The organism is Kitasatospora sp. NBC_01266, assembly GCF_036242395.1.
In the GTDB taxonomy this organism is placed as follows: domain Bacteria; phylum Actinomycetota; class Actinomycetes; order Streptomycetales; family Streptomycetaceae; genus Kitasatospora.
Genome location: NZ_CP108458.1, coordinates 425,518 through 440,558 on the forward strand (window position 1 = coordinate 425,518; position 15,041 = coordinate 440,558).

General features: G+C 70.8%; 15 protein-coding genes and 1 pseudogene. 6 read left to right on the top strand and 10 right to left on the bottom strand.

The window, feature by feature from the left end; translation table 11 throughout:
- The first annotated feature begins 165 nt into the window (after nt 1–165).
- The 3 genes from OG403_RS01875 (at nt 166) to OG403_RS01885 (ending at nt 3,217) form a co-directional block, all read left to right on the top strand.
- Nucleotides 166–2,130 carry a S9 family peptidase gene (locus tag OG403_RS01875; RefSeq protein ID WP_329560837.1) on the top strand — a complete coding sequence of 655 codons (1,965 nt, stop codon included), beginning with the start codon at nt 166–168 and terminating at the stop codon, nt 2,128–2,130.
- A gap of 68 nt (nt 2,131–2,198) precedes the next feature.
- Complete coding sequence (locus tag OG403_RS01880) at nt 2,199–2,522, top strand: putative quinol monooxygenase (protein WP_329560838.1); 324 nt, start codon at nt 2,199–2,201, stop codon at nt 2,520–2,522.
- A gap of 164 nt (nt 2,523–2,686) precedes the next feature.
- Nucleotides 2,687–3,217, top strand: a complete 531-nt coding sequence (locus OG403_RS01885) for a hypothetical protein (RefSeq protein ID WP_329560840.1) — start codon at nt 2,687–2,689, stop codon at nt 3,215–3,217.
- 81 nt (nt 3,218–3,298) lie between these two features.
- Here the strand turns inward: OG403_RS01885 and OG403_RS01890 are convergent.
- From OG403_RS01890 to OG403_RS01915, 6 genes and pseudogenes are all read right to left on the bottom strand, one after another.
- Nucleotides 3,299–3,400: pseudogene (locus OG403_RS01890) on the bottom strand (IS5/IS1182 family transposase); the annotation flags it as partial.
- Nucleotides 3,401–3,462: 62 nt separating this feature from the next.
- Complete coding sequence (locus OG403_RS01895) at nt 3,463–4,200, bottom strand: LmeA family phospholipid-binding protein (RefSeq protein ID WP_329560841.1); 738 nt, start codon at nt 4,198–4,200, stop codon at nt 3,463–3,465.
- A 99-nt stretch (nt 4,201–4,299) separates the two neighbouring features.
- On the bottom strand, nt 4,300–4,749 hold the full coding sequence (locus OG403_RS01900) for a hypothetical protein (protein ID WP_329560843.1): 450 nt from the start codon (nt 4,747–4,749) through the stop codon (nt 4,300–4,302).
- Nucleotides 4,750–4,766: 17 nt separating this feature from the next.
- Nucleotides 4,767–5,069: a sulfatase-like hydrolase/transferase gene (locus tag OG403_RS01905; protein ID WP_329560845.1), complete on the bottom strand. Its 303-nt coding sequence runs from the start codon at nt 5,067–5,069 to the stop codon at nt 4,767–4,769.
- Nucleotides 5,070–5,224: 155 nt separating this feature from the next.
- On the bottom strand, nt 5,225–5,800 hold the full coding sequence (locus OG403_RS01910) for a PadR family transcriptional regulator (protein WP_329560847.1): 576 nt from the start codon (nt 5,798–5,800) through the stop codon (nt 5,225–5,227).
- A gap of 25 nt (nt 5,801–5,825) precedes the next feature.
- Nucleotides 5,826–6,842: a formylglycine-generating enzyme family protein gene (locus tag OG403_RS01915; protein WP_329560849.1), complete on the bottom strand. Its 1,017-nt coding sequence runs from the start codon at nt 6,840–6,842 to the stop codon at nt 5,826–5,828.
- Nucleotides 6,843–7,020: 178 nt separating this feature from the next.
- Between OG403_RS01915 and OG403_RS01920 the strand changes: the two genes are divergently transcribed.
- Entirely contained in the window at nt 7,021–8,793 is a 1,773-nt protein-coding gene (locus tag OG403_RS01920; protein WP_329560851.1) for a sulfatase, read from the top strand.
- A complete protein-coding gene (locus OG403_RS01925; RefSeq protein ID WP_329560852.1) occupies nt 8,790–9,560 on the top strand; it encodes an alpha/beta hydrolase in 771 nt (256 codons plus the stop codon). The genes OG403_RS01920 and OG403_RS01925 overlap by 4 nt, the downstream gene beginning before the upstream one ends.
- Before the next feature lie 251 nt (nt 9,561–9,811).
- Here the strand turns inward: OG403_RS01925 and OG403_RS01930 are convergent, their stop codons facing one another.
- The 4 genes from OG403_RS01930 to OG403_RS01945 all read right to left on the bottom strand — a co-directional run bounded on the left by OG403_RS01930 (nt 9,812) and on the right by OG403_RS01945 (nt 13,819).
- Nucleotides 9,812–11,176, bottom strand: a complete 1,365-nt coding sequence (locus OG403_RS01930; RefSeq protein ID WP_329560854.1) for a peptidase C39 family protein — start codon at nt 11,174–11,176, stop codon at nt 9,812–9,814.
- 103 nt (nt 11,177–11,279) lie between these two features.
- Nucleotides 11,280–11,876: a zinc-binding dehydrogenase gene (locus OG403_RS01935; RefSeq protein ID WP_329560856.1), complete on the bottom strand. Its 597-nt coding sequence runs from the start codon at nt 11,874–11,876 to the stop codon at nt 11,280–11,282.
- 166 nt (nt 11,877–12,042) lie between these two features.
- Nucleotides 12,043–12,909, bottom strand: a complete 867-nt coding sequence (locus OG403_RS01940; protein ID WP_442911039.1) for an IS982 family transposase — start codon at nt 12,907–12,909, stop codon at nt 12,043–12,045.
- Between the two features lie 127 nt (nt 12,910–13,036).
- A complete protein-coding gene (locus tag OG403_RS01945; RefSeq protein ID WP_329560860.1) occupies nt 13,037–13,819 on the bottom strand; it encodes a maleylpyruvate isomerase family mycothiol-dependent enzyme in 783 nt (260 codons plus the stop codon).
- A 427-nt stretch (nt 13,820–14,246) separates the two neighbouring features.
- On the opposite strand from OG403_RS01945, the gene OG403_RS01950 reads away from it, so the two are divergent.
- Nucleotides 14,247–14,822 carry a hypothetical protein gene (locus OG403_RS01950; RefSeq protein ID WP_329560861.1) on the top strand — a complete coding sequence of 192 codons (576 nt, stop codon included), beginning with the start codon at nt 14,247–14,249 and terminating at the stop codon, nt 14,820–14,822.
- Nucleotides 14,823–15,041 lie beyond the last annotated feature (219 nt).

Below are 15,041 nucleotides of genomic sequence, written 5' to 3' on the forward strand. Positions count from 1 at the left end.
CGCCCGCCGGAAGGCCTGACACACCCTCAGCCCGCGCACGCACCCGGGCCTGGCGCTCGGTCCTGTGACCCCAGGGCGCCTTTGGCAGGCTAAATCCAACTGACACCCGTCCGCCGGTGCGGCAGGATGACCGCTGGCCGTCCTGACAAGCGAAGGGCACACCGTATGCCGCACCTCGCACCGCGACCGACTCCCGGACCCGCCGAAGAGCTCACCGCCGAAATGGCGCAGGACGTCGCCGTAGCGGTGACACCGGCCATCTCACCTGATGGTCGCCTGGTCGCCCACGGGGTGATCTCGGATGGTGGCAAGGACGGGCATCCGCACGGCTCGATCTGGGTCGCCGCCACGGACGGGAGCACAGCCCCGCGCCGACTGACCGACGGCACCGCCCACGACCTCGCTCCGAAGTGGGCACCCGACTCGGCCTCTCTCTTCTTCACCTCCGAGCGCGAGCAGCGGGGCACCGCTCAACTCCAGCGAGTCCTCCTGGACGACGGCGAGGACGTCGCCAAGGTCCAGGCCCTGACCAGTTGGCGCGGGGGAATCTCCGACCACTACCCGCTCGCCGACGGCCACACGGTCGCTGTTCTCGCCGAGGACGAACCCACCGCGGAGGACGAGCGCCGGGAGGCCGAGCGCGACGACGCCAAGGTCTGGGGCCGGCACCTCCCCGTCACCCGGTTGCGTCTGCTCGACCTGGGGACCGGCGTGCTCCGCACCGTGGCGGGCCTCGGGAACCGCCATGTCGTGGAGCTGACCCAGCGTCCGGACGGCGGCCCGCTGGCAGTGCTGAGCTGGTCCACCCCGGAACTCGACCCCGGTGTCCTGAACGCGGAGTTGCATCTGGTCGACCCGCACACGGCAGCGGTCCAGGACCTGGGCCCGATCGGGGTCGAGGCCGAGTCCCCGGCCTGGTGGAACCATGACGGTGAGTGGCACCTGGCCCACCTGGCAGTCACCCCACCGAACTTGATCGGCGGGCTTGCTGTGCTGGACACCGTCCCGCCGGTGACCGGTCCGGCGGTCGAGCACCGCAACCTGACCCTCGGCATGCCCGTCAGCCCGACTGAGCTGGTGCAGGTCGCCGACGGGCCGCTGCTGGCGCTGTTCGCCGACGGACTGGACACCGCGCTGTACCGGCTCGATCCGCACTCCCAGCGATTCCACCAGCTGTCCTCGGCCCCTGGCGCGCTCGCCGGGCTGAGTGCGAGCCGCTCCGGCGAAACGCACGCCGTGCTGTGGAGTACTGCCTACGAGCCCGAGAACGTCCATGCGGGACTCGTCGGCGGGCCGCTGCTCCAGCTCAGCGACACCAGGCCGCACCTACGCGGGATCCGCTGGGGAGTCCAGGAGCGTCTCAGCTACCAGGCCTCCGACGGACTCCCGTTGGACGGACTGCTGATCCTCCCGGCCGGCCGCACGCGGGACGAGGGGCCCTTTCCGCTCGTCACCTTGGTCCACGGCGGCCCTTACTACCGCTATGCCGACGCGTTCGCGCTGAACCCGGTCGACTGCGGGCAGTGGCTGGCAACGAGCGGATACGCGGTGTTCCTGCCCAACCCCCGGGGCGGATCGGGCCATGGCCATGAGTTCGCCGCCATGGTGGCGGGCGCGGTGGGCGGCGACGAGTGGACCGACATCCTCGCCGGAATCGACCTGCTGGTCGCCGAGGGCGTCGCCGATCCCGAACGCCTGGGCATCTCCGGGTGGAGCCACGGCGGCTTCATGGCAGCCTGGGCAATCAGCCAGACCGACCGGTTCAAGGCCGCCCTGATGGGCGCCGGCATCAGCGACTGGGGCATGCAGGCCGGGACCGGCGACTGGGGAGTCCTGGACGCGGCGCTCGGCGGCAGCACCGGCTGGGACGGGCCGGGACCGCACATCCACGACGCACACAGCCCGATCTCCCATGCGGCCAAGATCCGCACCCCGATACTGATCCTGCACGGCGAGGAGGACACCAACGTCCCACTCGGCCAGGTCATCCACTTCCATCGCGCACTGCGCCACTTCGGGGTCGAGCACGAGTTCGTCGTCTACCCCCGCGAAGGCCACGGCCTCGTGGAGCGCAGCCACCGACTGGATGCCCTGCGGCGCATCCGCGGCTGGTTCGACCGCTGGCTGTAGGGGCTGTCGTCGAACCCCCTTCGTCGCCAAGCAGAAGGGGGTTCGACGACAGGCCCTAGACTCGTCGAATGATCTTCATCGTCGTCAAGTTCCCGGTCCGGCCCGAGTACACCGACTCCTGGCTGACCCACGTCGAGGCGTTCACTCAAGCCACCCGCGCCGAGCCCGGAAACCTGTGGTTCGAGTGGTCGCGCAGCGTCGAGGAGGCCGACACCTACGTGCTCGTCGAGGCGTTCCAGGACGGCGCCGCCGAGGCCCATGTGAACTCGGACCACTTCCGGGCCGCGATGGAGACCCTCCGTCCGCTGGTCCAGCGGGCGCCGCAGATCGTCAGCACCACGATCGAGGGCGCCACCGGCTGGAGCAAGATGGGCGAACTCGGCATCGACTGACGCACGGCACCCGGCGGGGCCGAAATATCGCCAATGCTTCCGATGATGCCGTTGTGTTCGAGCCAACGTCGGTGACACAGCCGCCCGTTCGACCGGGCCGCCCACGATGCTGGGGTCCTCGGCCGGTGACGCCCGGCCGGTCCCCCGGCATCCAGGAGGCCCCCGTGCCCGTGTCCCGCCCGCAAGCCCGCACGCTGCTCTCGCTGGCGGCGACCGCCGCACTCGGCCTCAGCGGGGTGATCGCGACGACCGGCACCGCCACCGCGGCAGCCGCCGGGACCACCACGACGATCACCCTGCCCGCCGGGGTCAGCACGGCCCAGCTGGCGTCCGGCACGGCGCGGGCCACCGTCACCAGGACCCCGCGGGCCGCTCAGGTGAACCTGACCTGCACGCTGACCTCCAACACCCCCATCCACACCAGCAGCATCGTCTACGCCTCGGCGAGCATCTCCTGCACCGCGCCGGTGGCCCAGCTGACCATGACCGCCAACCTCTACCGGAACGGCGCGCTGGTCGTCGCGGGCGACCTGATGGAGACCTGGTCCGCCAGCGGCCTCTCGGCGAACGCCTACACGCCCTACGCGCCGGGGACCTACCAGACGGGTGCCCAGGGAACCGTCAGCTACCCGGCCGGCTACAACCCGCCCACCGGGACCCTGCCCACGACCTACAGCCCCAAGGCGACCCTCTGAGCGCGAACCGCTGAGCGCGAACCGCTGACGGCGGACCACTGGGCTCCGCCATCGTCCGTCAGCGTGCGGTCGGGGGCGGGCTTCGAGGTTGGTCAGGACGAGTAGTGGGCGTAGGAGGGCGGTGGCGCGGGCGGGGTCGGTGCGGATCCGCCAGTTCTTCAGGTGGGCGAAGCCGTGTTCGACGATTCTGTCAGCACAGACGCCACGCACTCCGACTCACCCAGAAGCGGGAACCTGCTCGGGGTTCAGGTGGTGGGGCAGGGCTGGGCGGGGGCGGCGGCGGGGGTGTGGTGGTGGAGGGTGAGGACGAGGGCGAGGCCGGATGGGTCAGTGTGGGCGGAGGCGAGCTCGGTGCCGGCGGGTAGTTGGGGGAGGTTGATCGTGTGGGGGCTGAGTCGACTGGTGAGGGCGGCGGAGGTGTTGGGGAGGTGAGCGAGGGCGGTGATGGGGAGTTGCTGACCCATGAGGGTGATGGTGGTGGGGGTGATGGTGAGTGAGTGCGGGGTGACGGTGAGGCTGGTGTGGACGGTGACGGGGAGGCCGATCTGGCCGGCCGTCGTGGTCAGGGTGAGACCCGTGCCGTCGGTGCCGAGGGTGAGCGCGCTGTCCTTGCCCTGGCTGAGTCGTTGCTGGAGTGAGGGGTAGGGGATGGTGGCGGTCGCGGTGCCGGTGCTGTAGGTGCCCTTGGTGGTCACGTCGTGCAGGGCGATCCGCAGGTTGAGGTCGGTGTCGGCCCGGTGGATGCCGTTGGCGTCGATCTGCGCGGTGCCGAGGGTGCCGGTGAGGGCTTCCAGGCCTGCGACGGGATCGAGGAACCGCGCTCGGACGGGACCGGTGGGCTTGAGCCGGCAGGAGATTGTGCGGGCCATGCGCCGGTCGGCGACGTGCTCGATCGCGAGGTCGGCGGCAGTGGCGCCGAGCGCGACGGTTGCTGCCAGGGCGGCGGCCACGAGCTTGGGCCTGCGGCGGAGGATTTTCATCATGCGGTCTCCTTGCCGGGGCTGGGCGTGCCGCGCGGCAGAGTGGTCTGCCGGGCCCGGCTGCTTGCCTGCGCTGCCCGGGGTGAGCGTGTGTTGGCCGGTTCAGGGTGTGGGGACGGACGTGGTGGTGGGTGGTGTGGTGCGGGTGGGGCTGTTGTGGCGGCGATGCAGGATCGGTCCGCCGGTGGCGATCGCCGTGCCGAGGCAGGCACCGACGACGAGTTGGGCGTGGGCGGGCGGCATCCAGTGCTGCAGGAGGTATTCGGCGGCCAGCGCCAGCGCGACCAGGAGCAGTTTGAACAGGATGAGGTCCCGCCAGGGGAACCGGGCCATGGGACCTTCGCGCTTGCCGCGGCGGGTGCGCCACCATCGGAGGGACTGCACGAGGGTCATGGCGATCAGCATGGTGACCAGGACCTGGAGGGCGTGCCGCCAGGCCGGTCCGTGCCCGCCGGCGGCCCAGCGCCAGCCGAAGTACAGGCCCGTGAGGATGAAGACGACGCGGACGACGCGGGGCGAGGGCCCGTGCCGGCGTGCGCGGGTTCGTGTCATGGCTCAGGCCGCTCCGGTCATTCGGTCGTGCCGAGTCGCTGGCCCAGCAATGGCCGGTCCGGTTCGGGGCCGTGGCCGGCGTCCGGCCGGAACTGGGCGGCCGGGCCGAAGTGTCCGATGACGCCGGTGGCAGTGCCGAACTGACCGCTGGTCAGGGCGGTGTGCGAGGGCAGGCAGGGTGAGTCGGAGCAGTAGTAGCGGTCGAAGGTGACCGACTTGTCGGCGAGCTTCCGCAGGTGGGGCGTGGTGCGGCGGTGGTATCCGTAGGGCGTGGTGCGGTCGGCGCGCAGGGTGTCCACGTCGACGTAGATGATGCGCATGCTCGGCTCCAGGGTGAGGCGGCAGGGCGGTTTCGGGCACACCGGGTGCGTCCGGGCCCGTCCGGGCATGGAATGCGTGCCGGACGGGTTCCGGGGTGGTGGCGGGCACCTCACGCGCGGCGCGACGCGCTGACGGAGGAAGGGCGCAGGGCGGTTCAGCGACAGCGGAGCTGCGCCTCCAGGCGCGCCTGGGTCAGTTCCAGCCAGGTGATGTAGGCGCGGGCCGTGGCGTAGCCGTGCTCGTGTGCCAGGGTGTGGACCGTGCCGGCCCACACGGGGTCGAGCTCGGGGATCTGCGGCTCCAGCCGACCGCCGTCGGCGGCGGGCAGGGCCGGTGAGCGCCCGTCATGCTCGCGCCGGTACTCCAGCTCGGTGCGCACCACGTCCAGGGCGATCTCGGGATCGAGCTGCCCGGCGAAGATGAAACGCAGCGTGAAGTCGGGGTCCATCGGGCGGGGGGACGGCTCGAAGGGGGACCGGGCCCACTCCAGCAGCGCCGTGCGGCCCGTGTCGGTGATCCGGTAGACCTTGGCGTCCGGGCGTCCCTCGCGCGGGTCGACGTCGAAGTCCACCCAGCCGCGTTCGGTCAGCTTGGCGAGCCGGCGGTAGATCTGCGGGAGTTGGACGCCGTAGCCGATGTATCGTCCCCGACCCTCCATCCACCGGCGCAGGTCGTAGCCGGACAGGCGGCACAGCGCCAGGACGCCGAGGATCACGTAATCGAGCTGCATTTCCCACACCTATGTTCCTGAGTACCTATGACCTCAGGCTATCTGCCGACGGCACGGTGTCAAGCGCCGGTGGCGCCGACGCCGCGCAGCGAAAGCCCGCGTGGCCACTGGAGCTGTCGGGGCTGTTGGCGGTGCGGGCGGCGACCCGGTAGCGGTTGCAGTAGGAACGGTGGCACAGGTGGGAGCCACCGCGGATGACCTTGTCCGTGCCGGTGGGCGGGCCGCTCGGATCGACCAGGGGGCGGGCGGTGCCGTGCTCGGTGGTCCACCAGTCGGCGCACCACTCCCAGACGTTGCCCGAGGTGTTGTACAGGCCGAAGCCGTTGGGCTCGAAGGCGTCGACGGGCGCGGTGCCGCGGTAGCCGTCGGCGGCGGTGTTGCGGGTGGGGAAGGTGCCGCGCCAGATGTTGCAGCGGTACTCGCCCGCCGGGTCCAGTTCGTCCCCCCACGGGTAGCGCCGCTGCTCGAGGCCGCCGCGGGCCGCGTACTCCCACTCGGCCTCGGTGGGCAGCCGCTTGCCCGCCCAGGCGGCGTAGGCCGCCGCGTCGTTCCAGGACACGTGGACCACCGGGTGGTCGCCGCGCCCGTCGAGGGTGCTGCCGGGGCCTTCCGGGCGGTCCCAGGCGGCGCCGCCCACCGCGCACCACCAGGGGGTGCGGGCGGGGCGCGCGGCGCCGCGCCGCAACGCGGCCGGCAGGAAGCCGGCGAACACGTACGACCAGCCCAGGCGCTCGGCGTCGGTGCGGTACCCGGTGGCCGCGGCGAAGCCGGCGAACTGGTCGTTGGCCACCGCGCGGGCATCGATGCGGAACGGATCGAGTCGGACCGACCGCACCGGCCCTTCCCCGTCACCGGCGAACCCTTCCCGGTCCCGGGTGCCCATCAGGAAGTCGCCGCCCGGCAGCAGCACCATCCCCGACGGTTCGCGCACCGGCCCTGCCGGGCATGGCCGCACGGTGGGGGCCTGGCCCGTCGGCGCGGCCCGGACGGCGTCGTGGGCGGGCGGCATGCAGCAGTGCGAAGGCGCCGAAGGATCACTCATGGCGGCAGGTCTCCGTTCCCGATCGGCGGGCGTCCAAGCCCAGGTGGCTATGTTCTAATGTATATAGCTACCTGGGCTTGCGTCGGCGGGGGCGCGATGCCGCAGGCCGACCGCCCGCGCCGCGCGCGGCACCCGTGGCCGTGAAGGGAAAGGGACGCCCTTGAAGGCGATCATGCTCATGTTCGACACGCTGAACCGCCGGTACCTGCCGCCCTACGGCGCCGACGGGGTTCACGCGCCCAACTTCGAACGTCTCGGGGAGCTGAGCGCGACCTTCGACAACTGCTACGGCGGGAGCATGCCCTGCATGCCGGCCCGGCGGGAGATGCACACGGGGCGGTACAACTTCCTGCACCGATCCTGGGGGCCGCTCGAGCCGTTCGACGACTCGGTCCCGCAGATGCTGTCGGCCGCCGGCATCCACACGCACCTGGCCACCGATCACTACCACTACTGGCAGGACGGCGGCGCGACCTACCACAACCGTTTCAGCAGCTACGAGCTCTTCCGGGGCCAGGAGGGCGACAAGTGGAAGGGGCAGGTCGCCGACCCGCCCATGCCGCAGGCGACGGCCAGCTGGCGGGCCGGTTCCCCTGCCTGGCGCCAGGACTGGGTCAACCGGCAGCACATGCCGACCGCCGCCTCCCACCCCCAGACCCTCACCGTCGACGCCGGTCTGGAGTTCGTCCGGACCAACCACGACAGCGACCGCTGGTTCCTGCAGATCGAGTGCTTCGACCCGCACGAGCCGTTCCTCAGCTACCCCGAGCACCGCGCCCACTACCTGCACGCCTACGACGGCGACCACTTCGACTGGCCCGACTACCGGCGCGTCGCCGAGGACCAGCAGACCGTGGACCACCTGCGCGCCGAGTACTCGGCCCTGCTGACCATGTGCGACGCCTCCCTGGGAAGGGTGCTGGACGCGATGGACGCCCACCGGCTGTGGGACGACACGATGCTGATCGTCTGCACCGACCACGGCCTGCTGCTCGGCGAGCACGGCTGGTGGGGCAAGAACGTCCAGCCCTGGTACGACGAGAACATCCACACCCCGCTGTTCATCTGGGATCCCCGCACCGCCGTCCGCGGCGAGCGCCGCGCCGGCCTGGTGCAGACCATCGACCTCGGGCCCACGCTCCTGGAGTACTTCGGACTGCAGCCCACCCCTGACATGCACGGCGTGCCGCTCGCCGGCACCGTCGCCACCGACCAGGCCGTGCGCGTAGGTGCACTGTTCGGCAACCACGGGGGCCACGTCAACGTCACCGACGGCCGCTACGTCTACATGCGCGCCTGCGCGGACCCCTCCAACCAGCCGTTGGAGGAGTACACCCTGATGCCGACCCACATGGCCTCCCGCTTCACCACCGCCGAGCTGCAGGCCGCCGAACTCGCCGAACCGCTCGCCTTCACCAAGGGCTGCCCCGTGCTGCGCATCCCCGGCGCGGCCTGGGGCAATCCCCACCACTTCGGCACCCTGCTGTTCGACCTGGAGCACGACCCCGAGCAGCAGCACCCACTGGTCGACGACGGCATCGAACTGCGCATGGCCACGCTGATGACCGAACTCATGCGCCGCAACGACGCCCCCGCCGGCCAGTTCGAGCGGATGGGACTGCCCGCCACCGGCGAGGTCGGACCGCAGCACCTGCTGGCCCACGCGCAACGCGAACAGGTGGCCCGCTCCCACGCCCCGCTGCCGCCCCCCACAGGCTTCCGCACCGACGGGCCCGGCGTGCTGACCTCCATCGACGAACTCCTCAACGACCCGCACGGCCGTGACGTGCTGGTCGGGCACCTCCCCATGCTCGCCGCCGACGGCCTGCGCCAGATGGTCGCCCACCTCTCCCCCTACCGCCTCGCCGCGATGACACCGGCAATCAGCGCCGACCAACTGCGCAAACTGGAAGCCGATCTCAACGCCGCCGACACGGAGGTCCCCGCATGACCCAGCCGCACGCCGAGCACACCGAGCACACCGAGACCTTCGCCGCCGCCGACGGAACTCCCCTGCCCCTGCACGTGTTCGTCCCCCAGGGCGAGGCCAGGGCCGCCCTCCTGCTGTTCCACGGGGGCGGCTGGATGATCGGCTCGCCGGCCATGTTCTTCCCGCAGGCCAAGGCCCTGGCACAAGCCGGCATCCTCACCGCCAGCGCCGGCTACCGGCTCATCGGAGCCGGTGCCGACAACCCCCTCGACTGCATGGCCGACGCCGAAAACGCCGACCGACTCTTCCGGACGATCGCAGCAGCCGCAGGTCTGGACTCGATCAGCGTCGGCGGCGGATCCGCAGGCGGCCAACTGGCATTCAGCCTGGCCACCTCACCCGCACGGCACTACGACAGCCTCGTACTGTTCAACCCCGCCCTGGACGCCTGCTGCGAAGGCGCAGCCATCGCCGACCTGCTCAAGGTCACGCCCCAGCAGGCCAGGGCGTTCTCGCCACTGCACCACGTGCGCCCCGGCATGCCCCCCACCGTCATGTTCCACGGAACCGACGACCAACTCGTGCCGATCACCCTCGCCCGCCGCTTCCGCCAGCTGATGACCGACACCGGCACGGAGTGCGAACTCGTCGAATTCCCCGGCGCGGGGCACGGCTTCTTCAACCACGACCCGAACGGCAACCCCGCCTACGACACCGTCCTCGAACGAACCCGCGCCCACCTCTTGCGGACGGCGGGAAGACAGTGCCTTCGCCATCGATCGTGCTGATCGAAGGGGGAGGCGTGACGGCGATCGCGGCGCGACGCGCGGAGCTGGACAGGCTCGAAGAGTAGCTGGCCGAGCAGCTCGATGTCCCCCCGTCGAACACGGCTTCGCCCACCTGAAGAACTGGCGGATCCTCACCAGGCTCCGCACCGACCCCGCCCACGACCAGCACGAGCACCCCGGAGAGCCGTCACGCCTGCCCCTCCGACCAGCACGTTCGAAGATGGCGAGGCTTCACTGAACCGCCGCCAGGCTCAGCGCACCCCGCAGGCCGCGAGCGCCCGGACCTGCGGCGCGGTCGGCTCGGCCGGGAAGTAGAGGTAGCAGATCCCACCGCTGCCCGAGGTCGCCACGCCTTCGGCATTCGTCCAACTGGTGCGCAGCCAGGCGTTCTCGAACTGGTGGCGCCGGTAGACGCGGCGCACCGCCTCGTCGGAGGGCGCGGCGGGATCGTTGGCGATGACGTCGCCGTCCGTGGTGAAGCCGATGACCGTCATGAGGTGTCCGGCGGTGCCGTAGCCCGCGCCGTCCAGTTCGCTCGGCAGGAAGCAGACGGAGGTGATGACCGGGATGCCGGCCAGGATCAGCGTCTCGGCGTCCGTCAGCGAGCGCAGTCGGGTGACGACGGCCCGCAGGTCCGGGTAGGTCGCCGCGTAGGCGGCGTTGAACGGCCAGTTCCCGCAGCCCTGGTACTGGTAGTCGTAGGTGCCCCGGGCGGCCTGGCAGACCTGCGGGTCCGGGTAGGCGGGGTCGACCCAGGCCAGGTCGGCGGGTGCGGGCGTGCGGCCCCAGTACGCGATGACCATCTGCGAGGAGGTGGGGCTGCACCAGGCCTCACCGCCGCTGTCGTACCGCGGGTACTGGCCCTGGTGGGTCTCCTGCGAGTAGCGCGGTACGGGCAGTTCGCAGCCGGCGGCCGGGCCGGGGCCGGTGGCCGGCACCTCGGAGCGCTCGGGCAGGTCCGAGGTCAGCACGCCCAGCCGCCGGACCACGGGGGTGAGCGCGGTGCCGGGCCTGCGGTGGAGGGTGAGGCGCAGTTGGCAGGTGGCCAGGCGCAGGCCGCTCGCCGGGGTGTCGATGGCGAAGGTGTCGGTCCGGACGCTGCTCCTGCCGTCCTGCTGGCCGTCCACGCTGGTGCGGCGGATGTCCTGGTCCCCGGCGGCCCAACGGCCCATCACGTACCAGGGCGTGCGGGTCTCGTCGGGGTAGGCGCCGCGCAGCTCGACGGCGATCCAGGTGCCCGCGGGCGCCTCGGCGTTCCAGGAGACCACGGCTTGGGTGGCCGCCACGGCGAGCGGACGTTCGGGCGAAGTCCAGCTCGCCCACTCCCAGTCGGCGGTGGCACCGGTGTGCGGGTCGAGGTAGTCGGCGGTGCCGGCCGCCGCCTCGATCCGGAGTCCGGGCCGGGCCCCGCTCACCACCCCGGTGCCCAGTGCCTCGCCGTCGCCCCAGTCCGCGGCGGTGGTCCAGGCCTGGTAGGCGATCCCGTCGGCCTGCGCGTCCGCTGCCTGCCGCGCCAACCGGCTCGCGGTGGCGGCGAGAGCGCGGGGGGCGACGGCCGCGGCGGTGACGGCGGCGGAGGCGGCGAGCAGCGATCTGCGCGTAGTGGGGTCGGGCACACACTCTCAACGCGGCCGACCCCGTTGGGGTCACGGACAGCGGCCCGGATGCCTCACCTGGCGGATTCCCGGGGAGAAGCCGTTCCGCGACCCGTGGCCGCGGTCAGAAGCCGGTGAGGGTGGTCCTGCCGATGGCCGTGCCGGACTCCAGGATCCGGTGGGCCTGGCGGAGGTTGGCGGCGTTGATCGGGCCGAGGTCCTGGGTGGCGGTGGTGCTGAGGCGGCCGTCGTCCACCAGGCGCGCGATGCGGGTCAGGATGGTGTGCTGCATCGCCTGGTCCGGGGTCTGGAACGTGGAGCGGGTGTACATGAACTCCCAGTGGAAGGAGGCGCTCTTCGCCTTGAGCGCGCCGATGTCGAGGGATTCGAAGTCGTCGATGGCGACGATCTGGCCGAACGGGTTGAGCGCGGCGGCGTAGGCCGCGAGGTTGCGGTCGGTGCCGGCCGTGCTGAAGACGTAGTCCACGCCGCCCGGTGCCACCGCGGCCAACTGCTCGGCGAGCGGCTGCCGGTGGTCGACCACGTGCTCGACTCCCATCCGGCGTGCGAAGGCGACGGTCTCCGGGCGGGAGGCGGTGCCGATCACGGTCAACCCGGTCAGGGCCCGCGCCAGTTGGGCCACGATCGAGCCGACGCCGCCGGCCGCGGCGGTCACCAGGAGCGCGCCGGTCCGGTCCACGGCTCCGTTGCGCAGGCCCATCCGGTCGAACAGGCCTTCCCAGGCGGTGAGGAAGGTGAGCGACAGGGCGTGGGCTGGCTGCGCCTGGTTTCTGCCCCGGCGGAGAAGGCCGGCGGCAAGCTCTGGGAGGGGCCGCAGGAGGCGGAGCGACTCATGCCTCCTGCGGGAGATGATCGATTCCAAGCCGTCAGTGGTCATAGGCAGTCAGCGACCGCATGACGGGCTGGCCGGTGTGCTCGTTGTGCCAGACGGCGGCGGTCAGCGCGAGGATTCGCTGAAGCACGCGGACCATCACGCCGCCGGGGGTGCGGCCGCGGTGGCGTTCGAGGTCGAGCTGGCCCTTGAAGGTCTCGTTGATCGACTCGATGACCTGCCGCAACGGCTTGAACAGCTGTGATCCGGCCCATTCAGCCTCGCCCTTGCGGGCCGGACGCAGCAGTTCGATGTTCAGGTCGGCCAGTTGCGACTCGAACTCGCGGCCGAAGTAGTTCTTGTCGCCGATCAGCGTCTGTCCAGGTGGCCGGTCGGTGACGAGCGTGGGTTCGGTGGCGAAGATGTCGAGGAGTGTCTCGCGTTCGTCGGCCTTTGCCCCGGTCAGCGCGAACGTGATCGGCAGCCCGCCCATCGTGCACAGCAGGTGCAGCCGAAGTCCCCAGAAGTAGCGCGTGTGGCTGGCGCAGTAGCCGTACTGCGCCCATCCGGCCAAGTCGGAGCGCTTGACGGTCTCCCGGGAGCGACCGCACTCAACCGGTGTGGAGTCCACCACCCACACGTCGTCGGTCCACAGCGCGGTGTCCACGGCCAACTCGCGCATGACGTGCCGGATGAGCCCGACCGCCTTCCGCAGCCTCTTGTTGTAGCCGGGCTGCTTCGGCGGGTACGGGAACAGGTGCCTCAGGTGGACCCGGGCATGCCGGAGCCAACGGGCCTCGGAGGTGTAGCCGAGCATGGCCTGCATCATCGACAGCGTCACCAGTTCGGCATCGCTGAGCTGCGGCGAACCCATCAGCAGGTCGTCGGTCCTGACGTAGAGTGCGGTCGCGAGGGAGTCCATGTCTGGCGTCACAACCTGACTGTGGACTCCCTCGCCTCAGGCGCGCAGCCAACCCCTGGAATCGATCATCCGTTCGGTACGAGACAGTTCGCGATTCACCCGGCAGGCTGTACGCGCTGGCGTGTCGTCACGTCCAGTCCTCCGGTTCCCAGGCGAAGAGCAGGTCGAGCAACTCCCGGTCCCCGTCGAGTTGCAGGGAGTCCACCGAAATGCGGTCGTACCGCCAGAGGACCAGATCACTGGCCGTGCCGCGAATGGAGAGGCCTACCGCGTCCTGGTCCTCGCCGGCAGCGGGCAGCCGGGTGGTCCGTGCACCGTCGCCGTCGACCGTGAGGCGCCAGGAGCGGCCCTCGGTGGCGTGAAAGTCGAATGCGGTGGGCTTGTGCGGCCAGGCACTCCTCGTGAAGCTGCCGATGAACAGGCTCTCCTCGACACCGTCGAGCGCCACCTCGACAGGCAGTGAGGCCGAGTCGCCCACGGTGAGCTGGGCATCGTAGGTGTGCACCGCGATCTCCTGGACCTGGTGCCGGGCGACGCCACCGGCAGTGTGCGGCGTCTGCGTGACACCCCAGCCGGTGAAGCAGCCCTGGTCCGGACCGGCCTCCCGCAGGGCCGCCAGCATCAGCTCGGTCGAGGCCGCCAGCCAGGCCAGCACGGCCTCGCGTTCCTGCGGCGCGACCGCGTCACCCTGGGCCGGGGTCTTGGATGTGGCGTCCGGCCCGGCGGCGACGGTGGCGGCCCAGAGACGGCGGCGCTCGCCGATGTGCTGTACCAGGTCGGACAGCGTCCACTCGGGGCAGGTCGGCACCTGCACGTCGAGGCTGGGCGCGGCGGCGATCGCAGCACGGAAGGCGGTTGAACGTTCGTCGATCAGTCGCAACAGATCGGGAAACTCCAGAGTCTTGTGCACAGCGGCAGTCCTACCATCTTGATTCACTTGCCCGACAGCGGTTTTCCCAGCCGGTGCGGCAGGGCACTCCGGCCCAGGCGAGCCCACGCTCGGGCTTCCGCTACGCCACAGCCGAGCCCCGCGTCCCAGGTGACAGACCCACGATCCACTCGCTCCGGCCGCCTCGGCCTCGGCCAAGATCGCGGTGGGCAGCCGCTCCCAGGTCCGGTCCAACTCCCAGGTCCGGAAGCGGCTATACACCGTCTGCCGGTGATGCTCATCCCTCGCTGCTGCCGACAGCCGCAACAGGAGACCGCATTCTTGCTGTTCAGCGCCTCAACGCGCAGCCCAGGACCCCTTGGAATCAATCATCTAGACGCATCCACCCAGGTCGGACGCCGTGAAAACTCCTGGCAGTCTGCCCGTCCGGCCCGGAGAGTCCGATCGTATGGGAGCCGACATACATGGGTTCGTCGAGTGCCGGACCACCTACGGAACGCTCGGCGAAGACAAGGCGCGCTGGCATGCGGCGATAGACCTGGATCTGCTGTACGGCGGTCGAAGCTACGACGCCTTCGGCTGCCTGTTCGGCGTACGGAACCACGCGGGCTTCCGCCCGCTGGCCGGAGATCGAGGCATACCCGCCGACGTGTCGCCCCGGACCCGACAGGCGTACGAGGAATGGGACCCCGATGGGCACGGCCCGTCCTGGATCAGCTGGGCCGAGCTGGCCGCGGTGGACTGGGACGAACCCGCCGAGGCTGTGGACGAGCGCGTACACGAGTACACCCGCACGCCGGACCGGGGTTGGGTCCGGACGGGCAAGTCGTTCCGTGGCCGCCAAGGCAGGTCGGAAGGCGCTGAGTGGGTCGAGGACGGGGTGCTGCTCCGCGTCGTGCGAATGGTGCGCCGGGACGCCGTGCCGGAAGACGGCGAGTGGGCACCGGTGTGGAAGGCCATGAGCGCCCTCGCCGATGTCCATGGCGGAGAGAATGTCCGACTCGTCGTTTGGTTCGACAACTGACCGCATCTCTGGACCTTCTGGAAACTCTGACCAGGAGGGCGTGACCTGCGACTACTGTGCCGCTGTGACTCTCACCGATGCCGAGATAGGCAGCCTGCTCGCGCCCGCCGGGTTCCGCCTCCTCGAACAGGTCCAAGGAGAGGTCCAGTTGCCGCCTCTCTTCAGGTAAGGGCTCTTCACCGCTCGCTTCGTTCCGGAGTTCACTGCGGCCTCCCTGGA